Source organism: Acinetobacter sp. A1 (genome assembly GCF_012371315.1).
Taxonomy (GTDB): Bacteria; Pseudomonadota; Gammaproteobacteria; order Pseudomonadales; family Moraxellaceae; genus Acinetobacter.
Window position 1 is genome coordinate 41120 of sequence record NZ_JAAZQY010000002.1, and the last position, 12974, is coordinate 54093.

12 protein-coding genes are annotated in these 12974 nt (G+C 41.4%); 1 reads left to right on the forward strand and 11 read right to left on the reverse strand.

The genetic code is table 11. The annotated features are described in order from the left end of the window. Window positions 1-12: 12 nt before the first annotated feature. The 10 genes from pdxJ to HHA41_RS01040 all read right to left on the reverse strand — a co-directional run bounded on the left by pdxJ (window position 13) and on the right by HHA41_RS01040 (window position 8700). Complete coding sequence (pdxJ, locus tag HHA41_RS00995; protein WP_168460209.1) at window positions 13-738, reverse strand: pyridoxine 5'-phosphate synthase; 726 nt, start codon at window positions 736-738, stop codon at window positions 13-15. Window positions 739-749: 11 nt separating this feature from the next. Further along, the gene (locus tag HHA41_RS01000) at window positions 750-1463 is read right to left on the reverse strand and encodes a DNA repair protein RecO C-terminal domain-containing protein (RefSeq protein WP_286428258.1); all 714 of its coding nucleotides are present in this window, start codon (window positions 1461-1463) and stop codon (window positions 750-752) included. A gap of 8 nt (window positions 1464-1471) precedes the next feature. After that, on the reverse strand, window positions 1472-1672 hold the full coding sequence (locus tag HHA41_RS01005; RefSeq protein ID WP_168418161.1) for an NF038104 family lipoprotein: 201 nt from the start codon (window positions 1670-1672) through the stop codon (window positions 1472-1474). A 22-nt stretch (window positions 1673-1694) separates the two neighbouring features. Beyond that, the gene (gene era / locus HHA41_RS01010) at window positions 1695-2717 is read right to left on the reverse strand and encodes a GTPase Era (RefSeq protein ID WP_171525572.1); all 1023 of its coding nucleotides are present in this window, start codon (window positions 2715-2717) and stop codon (window positions 1695-1697) included. Window positions 2718-2719: 2 nt separating this feature from the next. Then, entirely contained in the window at window positions 2720-3421 is a 702-nt protein-coding gene (gene rnc / locus HHA41_RS01015) for a ribonuclease III (RefSeq protein WP_168460089.1), read from the reverse strand. Continuing rightward, window positions 3393-3764, reverse strand: a complete 372-nt coding sequence (locus tag HHA41_RS01020; protein WP_168460091.1) for a DUF4845 domain-containing protein — start codon at window positions 3762-3764, stop codon at window positions 3393-3395. The genes rnc and HHA41_RS01020 overlap by 29 nt, the downstream gene beginning before the upstream one ends. 24 nt (window positions 3765-3788) lie before the next feature. Beyond that, entirely contained in the window at window positions 3789-4616 is an 828-nt protein-coding gene (lepB, locus tag HHA41_RS01025; protein WP_168460092.1) for a signal peptidase I, read from the reverse strand. 21 nt (window positions 4617-4637) lie between these two features. Continuing rightward, entirely contained in the window at window positions 4638-6455 is a 1818-nt protein-coding gene (gene lepA / locus HHA41_RS01030) for a translation elongation factor 4 (protein ID WP_168460093.1), read from the reverse strand. A 269-nt stretch (window positions 6456-6724) separates the two neighbouring features. Beyond that, the gene (locus HHA41_RS01035; protein WP_168460095.1) at window positions 6725-7171 is read right to left on the reverse strand and encodes a thioesterase family protein; all 447 of its coding nucleotides are present in this window, start codon (window positions 7169-7171) and stop codon (window positions 6725-6727) included. Between the two features lie 146 nt (window positions 7172-7317). Then, the gene (locus HHA41_RS01040) at window positions 7318-8700 is read right to left on the reverse strand and encodes a Do family serine endopeptidase (protein ID WP_168460096.1); all 1383 of its coding nucleotides are present in this window, start codon (window positions 8698-8700) and stop codon (window positions 7318-7320) included. 330 nt (window positions 8701-9030) lie between these two features. On the opposite strand from HHA41_RS01040, the gene nadB reads away from it, so the two are divergent. Then, complete coding sequence (nadB, locus tag HHA41_RS01045) at window positions 9031-10665, forward strand: L-aspartate oxidase (RefSeq protein ID WP_168460098.1); 1635 nt, start codon at window positions 9031-9033, stop codon at window positions 10663-10665. Between the two features lie 178 nt (window positions 10666-10843). Here nadB and mtlD read toward each other — a convergent pair whose 3' ends face one another. Further along, on the reverse strand, window positions 10844-12973 hold the full coding sequence (mtlD, locus tag HHA41_RS01050; protein ID WP_168460099.1) for a bifunctional mannitol-1-phosphate dehydrogenase/phosphatase: 2130 nt from the start codon (window positions 12971-12973) through the stop codon (window positions 10844-10846). Between the last annotated feature and the right edge of the window lies 1 nt (window position 12974).

Consider the following 12974-nt stretch of genomic DNA (forward strand, 5'->3'; position numbering starts at 1 on the left):
TACAGATTCAAATTAACGCGCTGCATCAATCGCGGCTTTCATGCGTTTTACGGCTTGTTCCAAACCGACAAATACTGCATCACCAATTAAAGCATGACCAATATTTAACTCATGGATGTGCGGGATCGTAGCAATTGGGCCTACATTCTCTAAATTCAGTCCATGTCCTGCATTAATCACCAAACCACGACTGGCTGCATATTCAACACCTTGCAAAATGCGGGTTAGCTCAGCCTGTTGTGCGGCTTCACTTGCTGCATTGGCATAGGCACCTGTATGAATTTCAATCGTTGGTGCACCACATGCCACTGCTGCATCAATTTGCGCAATATCAGCATCAATAAACAATGAAACGTCACAACCCATTGCTGTTAATTCTTGCGTCGCTGCCTTGACAGCTTCAAAATTCCCCACGACATCTAGACCGCCTTCTGTGGTTACTTCTTCACGACGTTCTGGTACCAAACAAACATGCTGAGGACGAATTTCTTTGGCAAATGCGATCATTTCTTCAGTCACGGCCATTTCCAAATTCATACGGGTTTTTAGCAATGGGCGCATGCGACGTACATCATCATCCTGAATATGACGACGATCTTCACGCAAATGCAAAGTAATCCCCTCTGCACCCGCTTGTTCACAAATCAACGCGGCCTTTACAGGGTCTGGATAGTTCGTGCCACGCGCTTGTCTTAAAGTTGCTACATGGTCAATATTGACACCGAGTAAAGCCATAATAGATTCCTACATTACGCTTGAGTTTGAGAATTCTGAATCCACAATTGGCGACTTTTTAAAGGTCGATCACCCAACAGTGAACTAATCATTTGCCGATACAGCCTAGACAGTAATTGTAACTGCTCTGGGTTAAAATCCCTACCCTTTTCATAGTCACACATACTCAGAATCTGCGCACCGAGTAAGTTTGACCGTGAAGCTTGAGCGTTGGGAATAAAACCATCATTGAGCTGAAAATGATAATGCAGATTAGGTTGAATTGCTTCCTGATTGGCATCGACTGAGAAATCGATGGCATAACCTAATTCTTCCAATAAAGCATGTTCAAACTGACGCAAAATCTGTCTTAAAAACTGATTTGGATTTTCTTGGCTAGATAAGTGCTGCAAATACGCTAAGGTCTGATGGTATTGCACAAAAGTTTCAGGCATTTCGACTTCAACCGAACAAAGTCGCAACACAATTTCATTTAAATAAAAACCTGAAAAAAATGCATCACCAAAGAAAAAAACAGGCTGATTGACAATTTCCAGTTTAGTGAAGTTTTTAAGCTCTGATTTTCCCGATGCCTGAATACGAATCGGTTGATATTGCGGTGGTGGCATTTGTCTTAAAATACCATCAACCCGCCCATGTTCACGAGTAAACAAATGCACAATATGGCTTCGTTCACGGTATTTACGATGATGGATGAGATAACCATGCAAGATTTCATTGCGCATAATTGCGTCAATTAATCCTGTTCTTTGGCTTTTTCTGGCTGAGATTCTTCTTCGTCATCACCATCTGGGATGACAGCACCGACAACAGCAGCAGTGCCTTTGACCACACCCTTCGTAGTTTTATAGGCAACTTTAACGGGAACTGTCACAACTTTATGAATACAACCTTGCAAGACAAACATACATGCCACAATTGCCAACACTTTCATCATCACAGTTCCCTTTTATTCAAACTTAGATATCGCTATATCCTAAGCTTTTTAATGCACGCTCATCGTCAGACCAACCGCCTTTAACTTTTACCCAAAGCGTCAGCATGATTTTTTGCTCGAACATTTTTTCCATATCGACTCGTGCATCCATACCAATTTTTTTCAGTTTCGCACCTTTTTCACCAATCACAATGGCTTTTTGCCCTGGGCGATCTACAAAAATAGTGGCATCAATATAAGTACATGGTGCTTTCATACGACCTGTTTTTTCATTCAAAACAGCATCTTCTGTTTTAAATGATTCGATTTGTACAGTTAAATCGTAAGGCAGCTCTTCACCCAATTGACGCATGATTTTTTCACGAATAATTTCAGACGCCAAGAAGCGCTCAGAACGGTCTGTGATTTGATCCAACGAATACAGTGGTGGTTGGAATGGCAAATAGCGCTCAATCGTGTCACGCAAATGATCTAGGTTCGCACCACGCAGTGCCGATACAGGTACAATTTCGGCAAAGTTCATTAACTTGGCACGTTCCTGAATAATCGGCAATGCCTGATTTTTATTTTCAAAAGTATCAAGTTTGTTGATGACTAGAATCACTGGCATTTCTGCATTTTTCAGCTTTTCCAAAACCAGTTCATCATTTTGGGTCCACTTTTGTGCATCCACCACAAACAGAACTAAATTTACATCGCGCAAAGCAGAAGATGCAGCACGGTTCATCATTTTGTTGATGGCACGTACTTCTTTTTTATGCATCCCTGGTGTGTCTACAAACACAGCCTGAGATTTTTCACGGGTATCAATACCCACAATTTTATGGCGAGTGGTTTGTGGCTTACGTGAAGTAATTGAAAGCTTTTGCCCCAATAAGTGATTCATGAGGGTCGATTTACCCACATTCGGGCGACCAACAATCGCAACAAAACCACTGCGGAAATCAGATGGAATTTCAGTTCCCTGACCGCTAAAGAACTGGTTGATTAAGTCATTGGCGTCGTTATTCGACTCGTGATCAGCATCTACGTGATCGGAATGGATGGTCATTCAGACTTTTGCTCCAAGAATTTTAAAATATCTGCCGCTACTGCCTGCTCGGCAAAGCGACGGCTTGAACCTTCACCCTTCATTACGGGTAAACTATCGACTCGGCATTCCACAATAAAATGCTGATTCGGTGCATCACCCTGAATATCTACAACCTCGTAAACCGGGAGAGGTTTTTTACGTGCTTGTAAATACTCTTGTAAGCGGGATTTTGGATCTTTGAGTTGATCGGTTGGCTCAATGTGATCTAAATACGGGCTATACCATTTTAGCACAATGGATTGCAGCAAGTTTAAATCGTTACTATCGACATAAATAGCACCAATAATCGCCTCTACGGTATCTGCCAGTATAGACTCACGATGATGACCGCCAGATTTCAATTCACCAGTACTGAGAATTAAATTTTGGCTCAGTTTTAAATCATTGGCGATTTTACCCAAGGCTTCTTGGCGTACCAAGGTTGCCCGCATACGGGTTAAACGCCCTTCATTTTCGTGAGGATAGGCCTCATATAAATAATTGGCGATAATCATGCCCAATAATGAATCGCCTAGAAATTCCAGGCGTTCGTAATTGTGTTTATGGCTGACCGAGCGATGGGTTAAAGCCAGTTTAAGCAATTCAGTTTGCTTAAACTGATAACCAATACGGCTGGCTAGGCGGGTCTCATTTAGCTTGGACTGAGCTTTGATCAAAACTTTTCTCGAATTTCATTACAATATCAATATTCAATAAGAATGGTTTTCTTATTTCATATTCTTTTTTCACTTGCAGACCATCGACATTCGTGACTTGAGCAACATCTGCAAACTTCATATCACGAATGTTGTTCATGTTTAAACGCTTATCCATTTCACCAATAAATTTTTGTGGTGAGAGGTTTTTTGGCCCGTTCAATAACTGTTCTTCAATTTGGTTATCCAACATTCGATCATCGAAATATGGCCCCCAAACTGCGATTGCGACTTTTGCCATAAATGCAAAGCCAATAATTGCAATTAAAATTGCAATATAAGATGCCCCTTGTTGATGACGCATTTTTTATTTTCCTAATCTGCTGTATTAATCAATTTTGCCGTTACGACTAAATGACGGCAAATTAAACCCAGGCTCTTTATGCATCCACACATAGAATGCACGACCTGTTAGGTTTTCCTCTGGTACAAAGCCCCAAAAACGACTGTCAGCACTTTGATCGCGGTTATCCCCCATCGCGAAGTAATGACCTTCTGGAACTTTGACTTCCCAATATAAACCATTTTCTGCTGAATATTTACCATTGTCTACATAGTTCAGGAATGGCGCCTGACGTGCCACATTCACCCCTTCTAGCTCACGCATAGTAAAAGTGTGCTCACCCAAAGTTTCCTGATGGTAAATTGAAGTTGGTGTATCCAAACTGTCTTTGTCACGGCTAAACTGAATTGGTGTTTTACTCACTTTTTCACCATTAATACTCAGCTGACCATGATCATAGACAATGTGATCGCCCGGTAGACCTACAATACGCTTTATGTAGCTGATACTTGGTTGTGGTGGATAACGGAAAACTGCTACCTCGCCACGTTCTGGTGAACCGACATCAATAATTTTACTGTTGATGATTGGCAGGCGCACACCATATTCAAACTTATTCACCAGAATAAAATCGCCTGTTTCCAAGGTTGGCACCATCGAGTCAGACGGAATATTGAATGGCTCATATAAGAATGAACGCAATACCATCACTACCGCCAAAACAGGCCAAAAGTCATAGGCCCATGTAATAATGAAATTTTCATTGCCTCGGCCTTTGTTGGCTCTTTGCTTAAATACAAATTTATCCAACAACCACACTGCAATAAAAAACAGCGTGGCAGGAACGAGAATCAAATTAAAATCAAAATCCATGGGCTTGTTATCCTTATAATTTTAGCGATCGACTTTTAATACTGCCAAGAATGCTTCTTGTGGAATTTCAACACTTCCCACTTGCTTCATACGTTTCTTACCTTCTTTCTGTTTGGCAAGTAGTTTCTTCTTACGTGAAACGTCACCACCATAACATTTCGCAAGTACGTTTTTACGCATTGCTTTTACAGTTGAACGTGCAATGATCTGTGCGCCAATCGCAGCCTGAATAGCCACATCAAACATTTGACGTGGAATCAAGTCTTTCATTTTTTCAACCAAGGCAATGCCACGGTGACGTGCATCTTGACGGTGACAAATCATCGCCAAAGCATCTACCTTTTCACCATTAATCAGTACATCCACCTTAACCAGTGATGAACTTTCAAAACGGACAAAGTTATAATCTAAAGATGCAAAACCACGTGAACATGACTTCAATTTATCAAAGAAGTCCATCACCACTTCTGCCATTGGAATTTCAAAAGTAACAGACACTTGGTTACCCAAGAATTTCATATCTTTTTGCACACCACGACGCTCAATACATAAGGTCATGACGTTACCTAAGTATTCCTGTGGCACTAAAATATGACATTCGGCAATGGGTTCACGTAAATCTTCAACTGTTGAACCATCAGGCATTTTTGATGGGCTGTCTATATAAACCGTTTCGCCATTTTTCATTACCGCTTCATAAATTACAGTCGGTGCAGATGAAATGAGGTCTAAGTCGTACTCACGCTCTAAACGCTCTTGTACGATTTCCATGTGTAGCATACCCAAGAAGCCACAACGGAAACCAAAACCTAAGGCATCGGAACTTTCTGGTTCAAAGAACAATGCTGAGTCGTTAATTTGTAGCTTGTGCAATGCCTCACGGAAAGGTTCAAAATCGCTGGCATCAATCGGGAATAAACCTGCATAGACCTGCGGTTTCACCTTTTTAAAGCCTGGTAATGTTTCAACTTCTGGTGTGGTTGCAAGCGTGATGGTATCACCCACTGGCGCACCAAAAATGTCTTTAATCCCTGCAATTACGAAGCCCACTTCACCTGCTTCTAAAACACCTGTTTCAGTATGTTTTGGATTAAAAATACCCACAGATGTGATGATGTGTGTTTGACCTGTCGATTTCATCAACATCTTGTCACCTTTACGCACACAACCTTGCTTGATACGCACCAAAGACACAACGCCCAAGTAGTTATCAAACCATGAGTCAATAATTAAGGCTTGTAGCGGTGCTTCGCGGTCACCTTGTGGCGCAGGAATTACATTCACCAAAGTTTCTAAAACATTGTCGATGCCTAAACCTGTTTTTGCAGAACAAGTTGGTGCTTCTTGTGCTTCAATACCAATAATTTCTTCAATTTCATGAATCACACGCTCAGGCTCTGCCTGCGGTAAATCAATTTTATTGAGTACAGGTAAAACTTCTAAGCCTTGCTCAATTGCGGTATAGCAGTTTGCAACCGACTGTGCTTCTACACCTTGAGCAGCATCAACCACCAATAGTGCACCTTCACAAGCGGCTAAAGAACGTGATACTTCATAAGAAAAGTCGACGTGTCCTGGGGTATCAATGAAGTTTAACTGGTATTCCTGACCATTTGGATGGTTATAGTATAAAGTCACTGATGTGGCTTTAATGGTAATCCCACGCTCACGCTCAAGCTCCATAGAATCCAACACCTGCGCTTGCATCTCACGATCTTGTAGACCGCCACAGGTTTGAATGAAACGATCTGCCAGAGTCGATTTACCATGATCGATGTGCGCAATGATCGAAAAGTTACGGATGTTTTTAATATCAACAGATTTTTTAGCTTGCGCCATGGGTTACCTTAAAAAATAACACGCCCTGCACCTTAAAATTCATGCAGAGCAAAAGCCGAATAGAAATTGCGAAGGATTATAGCAGATGGATTTTTCAATGTATCCATAATAATGAGTTCCTTTTGCTGCCCTTTAGTTTTTTCTTTTTATACAGCAGACTTAGACATTTTATGTGTAGATTTAAATACTTTATGAATCTTAAAAACCTCAAGATATAACGAATCGTAATACCCAACTAGAGCACACTCGGTACTTAACTTATCTCTCGACTAATCATAAGCACTAAAATCTAAAGGATTAACATCCGTAGCCAGTGGCTGATAAGCTTGCGTAAAGGTAGGTGACATACGCTTTGGACGGCCTGTGGCAATTTCTACACATGCCCATTGTGTGCTACCCATGAATACCAGGCTTTTATCTTGCGGGCGATAAAATGCATACTGACGAAATGAATACAGTGCATTCAAATCACTGAGCCACGTTCGTAAAATTAGCTCCTCACCTTCGAGAGCTGCTTTACGATATTGCGCATGGTGTTCTACAGCAACCATGGCATGTTTCAGTTTCAAATACTCTTGTACACCCAAACCTAGCTGTTCTATATGCGCCGATGCCACATCTTGCATCCATTGCACATAAACCACGTTATTTACATGGCCCAAAATATCTATATGTTCGGGTTGAACCGTGATTTTTAAATCAAATATGCTGCTCATTGCATCCTTTTACTAGAAACTGCCGTGTCTGCTTAGTTTATCAAAAATATTCAATTTGCATAAAAAAGTCGCTCTGTTTGAAGAGCGACTATTATACGACTGATCATTTATATTGAAATCAAATCAATCCTGGCAGATGCTTTAACTTATTGAATACGCATCCCAATAATGGCACGTTGCCCTTGACGAATAATCACGACCCGAGCGACTGAACCTTTTTTCAGGGTAGATACCGTTTCAACAAACTGGTTGGCATTTTGAATTGGAGTATTATTCAGTTGTACCACCACATCTCCCGGCATAATACGCGCCTGAGCTGCTGAACCACCACGACGCACTTCCTGAATGAGCACACCACCTTTAATATCTAACTGGCGTTGTTCTGCAACAGTTAAGTCACGAATAGACACACCTAAAACAGGGCCTTTAGCAGCAGTTTCAGGGTTGTTTTTTGCAGGCGTATCATCAGGTGCTGTACTGACTGTAGCGGTAATATTACGGCGTTTGTCATCACGTAATACTTCAAGCTGAATACTCTGATTTGGCACTGAACGGTTTAAATAGTTCAACAATTCTGAAGTTCGGGAAATTGGCGTACCGTTATATTTAAGAATAACATCACCCGCACGTAAGCCCGCACGTGCAGCAGGAGAATTTGGCGCAACTTGAGTAATCAATGAACCTTCTGGTTTGCTCAGTTTATAGGATTCAGCCAAATTACGGTCAATATCCTGCAAACTCACCCCTAAATAAGAGCGGGTCACTTTACCATTTCGTTTTAACTGATCGGCCACGTCCATTGCTACATCAATAGGAATAGAGAATGACAACCCCATATAACCACCCGTACCACTAAAAATACGGGAGTTCACGCCCACAACCTCACCACGCTGGTTGAACAGTGGCCCACCTGAGTTACCTGGGTTTAAAGCTACATCAGTCTGAATAAAGGGTACTGAGGTTTCACCCATCATATTCCGCATTTTTGCACTGACAATCCCTGCCGATGCAGAATAGTCAAATCCAAATGGAGAACCAATTGCAAGTACAGGCTCACCTACACGCAATTGATCGACATTGCCTGTACGCAACTCTGGGAAACTCACACCTTGCACTTTTAATAAAGCGACATCGGTACGTTCATCACTACCCACAACAGTTGCATCTAACTCACGGCGGTCATTCAGTACAATTGTGACTTTTGAAGCATCTTCAACCACGTGGTGGTTCGTTAAAAGGTATCCATCTTTACTAATAAAAAATGCACTGCCATAACCTGTTTTTTCTTGTGGCAATTGTTGTTGTGGAATAATGACTTGATTGCCAAAAAAACGGCGTAAAATTTCTGGAACTTGTTGTTGTAAGAGTTCTTCCTGACTCATTTTTTTGACAACATTGACACTCACGACAGCAGGACTCACCTGCTCAACCAAATTAGAAAAGTCTACTGGTGGTGCTGCTTGAGTCTGCACAGTTGCCATAGTAAAAACAGCCGCATATAAACCTTTTTTTAAATTGCGATTTTTCATAAATAGCATTCACTCAATAATAATTATGACTTCGAACCCATCTTATTTATCACAAAATTACTAGGTTTTGCGTAATAAAATGTTGAATCTTTTCAGTTTCGGCTTTTAGTTTATTGCAATTAAATCAGTTTGATGAGATTGAATATTTAACCTCTCTGAATCTGACTTAAAGCTCAACATCTGAAATAGATTGGACAAAATTGTGATAAAAGTTGGAATATTCCATAAAAGTTTCCCGTTTATTCTTTTTTTTCATTATTCATGCCCACTTCGCACTTGCGTTTTTCTGCAAAAAGGGGTGTCATTATCCAACTTTTTTCAAATTAGCTGATGGACATGTCTAATTTAAACACAACACATCAATTTGATGTGATTATTGTGGGAAGTGGTGGTGCAGGTTTGAGTTTAGCGCTCTCATTACCCCAGCATTTCAAAATCGCCGTTTTGGCAAAATCTACCCTCACTGAAGCCAGCACCTTTTATGCGCAAGGTGGTGTTGCTGCAGTCCTTGATGAAACCGACTCGATCGAACAACATATAGATGACACCATGATTGCAGGTGCGCATTTATGTGAAATTGACGCCGTAAAACAAACGGTGGAAGGCGGCAAACCTTCGGTAGATTTTCTGCTCAAACATGGCGTGCAGTTTACCTTAGACGAACAAGAGCAATTGCATTTAACCCGTGAAGGCGGCCATTCTCAGCGCCGTATTATTCACGCTGCCGATGCTACAGGCCGTGCAATTTCCACGACTTTGGTGCAACGTGCTCAAGAACAGCAAAACATCACTATATTTGAAAACTATATCGCCATTGACCTGATTACCTCACAAAAGCTTGGTTTAAACGAAGCTAATCGTTCATTAGGCTTATATGCACTAGATGAAAGTACTCAAAAAGTACATACCTTCCTTGCTCCATTTACCGCTCTTGCCTGCGGCGGTGCAATGAAAGCCTACCTTTACACTTCAAACCCAGACATTGCGACGGGCGATGGTATGGCCATGGCTTTCCGTGCGGGTTGCCGTGTAGCCAATATGGAATTTAACCAATTCCATCCAACCTGTTTGTATCATCCTCAGGCGCGTTCTTTTTTAATTACTGAAGCCATGCGTGGTGAAGGTGCATATTTACGTTTACCTGATGGCGAACGCTTTATGCTGCGTTTTGATGAACGAGCAGAACTCGCTCCGCGTGATATTGTGGCACGTGCAATTGACTATGAAATCAAGCGTTTGGGTATTCGTCATGTATGGCTAGATATTACCCACAAGCCTGCAGAATTTGTCAAGGAACACTTCCCTACACTGTATGCACGTTTGCTGGAATTAGGCATTGATATCACTACAGATATGATTCCGGTTGTACCTGCTGCCCACTACACTTGTGGCGGGGTGATGGTCAATGAACATAGCCAAACCGATATTTCTGGTTTATACGCGATTGGTGAAACGTCTTATACAGGTTTGCATGGCGCTAACCGCATGGCAAGTAACTCTCTTTTAGAATGTTTTGTATATGGAATGGCAGCGGCCAAACATATTGAAGCACATCACACTACAGATTATTGCTCACCTGAAGTTCCTGCTTGGGATGATTCTCAAGTGACCAACCCTGATGAAGATGTTGTAATTTTACAAAACTGGGATGAACTTCGTGCAACCATGTGGAACTACGTCGGTATTGTACGCACCACTAAGCGTTTAGAACGTGCTTTGCACCGTATTGAAATGCTGAAACGTGAAATTACCGAGTATTATCAGGACTACCAAGTTAGTAAAAACCTGATTGAGCTGCGTAATTTGGTTCTGGTTTCTGAAATGATTGTACGCTGTGCCATGCAACGCAAAGAATCACGTGGTTTACACTTCACGCTGGATTATCCTGAGCTTGCGCCTGAATTGCGTAAAACTGTGCTCATTCCACCTAATTTCCAAGTGGAAACTCCATTGGTGAATGAGTGATCTGATTGCTTGTTACGCAACAGCATTTGCATAAAAGTATCTGTGAATAAAGTGCATTCGAATTCTAATGCAAGAAAGCACCGAATCGTATTCCATAACACGATTCGGTATTTTATCATTTTGAATATGATGACGTTAACTTACTAAACCTCCTCCTAAGAATTCATCAAGTTGAGTTTTATATTACGGCTGCAACTTGAGTATCATCTTGAATAAATGCTTCTAAGCGAACTTGACCAGCCAATAGTTGCTGTAATTGGTGGCTAATTGTGTACTGCAATTGCTGCCGTGTCTGTTCGCATATAGGCGCATTTTGCAATTGTTTTGACAAATGCTGTAATGCTGCTTGAGTCCCCAACTGCTGCATTTTAATTGCATACAGATAGCCCAACACCACTCCTTTCTTCACATAATTTGCAGCTAAATCATGCTGCAGATGATAAATCAAAGCACCCATCACCCGTTCATTGGCTGAGAGTTTACGCAAAGGGTCACGTGCCACACGCTGACACGGGTCTTTATAGGCATGTTCACATGAGTCCAGAAAGCTCTGTGCCAGATGCTTTAAGTTTTGCTGACGATGCGGCAACTGTGCAGCTAATCCCAACGCTACTTGTGCCGAAACAGCGCGGGTAAAATCTGCAACCAATGGGTCTGCCATTGCGACACCAATACTGTTATGCCCTATTAAACTGGATAACCAAGCCATCATGGCATGTACACCATTCCATAAACGATTTTTAATGAGTTGGATTTCGGCAATATCATCTACCAAAATCATTTGACGCATGTGTTGCAATAATGGACTGGCATTTTCCACATAAATAGGCATGTCACTTTCAGCATGAAATAAAATTAAATCCATACTTTGCAAAATGTGACTGGGCTGAAAATTGCGTCTTAAATCTTCTACATATAAGGTGGCTTGACGCTCTTGCTCAGGCTGCAATCGAGTATTGTCTTCAATTTCAATTGGCTCTGCTTCGTCATCCAACTGAAATTGCTTAAAAATATTATACTTGATGCGTAATTGGCGATATAAGTTTTGATCGCTTAATTTAGAGACCATTCTATTTACGACAGTATCGCAAAAATAATGCTGCGCCATAATTTTGGCTGCCGTATCGGGATCCAACAACGTCTCTAACGCCTGATGAATATGCGTCATCAAGAGCTGTTTTGCCCCAACTTTATTTAAAATTACCAAAATAGTTAAAGGCTGATGGAGTTCAACTTGCGCTATAAAACGGGCATATAAGCCCTGCGCAATTACTTTAGCCTCTTGCTGTAAAGCATGTTCAGGCAAACATAATGCAATTAGGCTCGACTCCACATACATTTGCTGCATCTGCTGCAAGTTCTCCGCATCAATGATGTGCATATTTTCAATTCGTTCATCATAAGAACATTGTCCATAACGAATTGAATACGTTCCAAAGGCGTTTACTGCAGAACGATATAAGGTATTCCGTGTAGAAGCATAAATACGTTTAGGACGGGTATAGCCATCCCAGTGCGATAAAATTTGGGCCAAATAGCCCCCACCTATTGCACCAAAACCATGAATCCCCACACTCAACTGATTTAAAGTTTGCGGGAAGGCCTCTTGTAAACTCGGCATTTCCAATACAGGAATAACTTGATTTAAGTCATCTAAATAAGCTTGCATACTTGCGTAATAATGCTGCGTGAGTGACAACATATTAGCATTAGGTTTTTTGATATCCCGAAATAGTATGGTTATGCCACCCGCTGCATGTGCAGATTTGATTCCATTTTCAGAATCTTCCAGCATGAAACATTCGCTGGGTTCTAGATTAATTTTTTGTGCGGCTGTTATAAAAATTTCAGGATGTGGCTTGCCCTGTTGCACCTCATCGCCACAAACTAATACATCAAAAAACTTATAGACATTGGCATTAATCAAATATTCTTCGGCAATGGCACGACGACTAGACGTAGCAACCGCCATTCTCAAGCCAGACTTTCGTAACCGCTCTAATACCTGCAACAAACCTTTTTTAATGGGCACACCAAAATTGCGCACACTTTCTAGTTCTAGTTCATCAGCACGCTGACGGATCTCACGGTAAGGAATGTCTGCACTATATTCTGCTTGCGCCAGTTGTTCAGCGCTCTTTGCACTCAAACCCAAACATTGCATGAGGTATACGTCTGAAAATTCAACGCCAATGAGCTCCTGAGATGCCTGCTTCAATGTTTGAAACCGTAATCGTTCAGTATCAAACATTGTTCCATCCATATCAAAGATTGCTCCATGAACAATATTGTTCTTAAATTTAAGCATT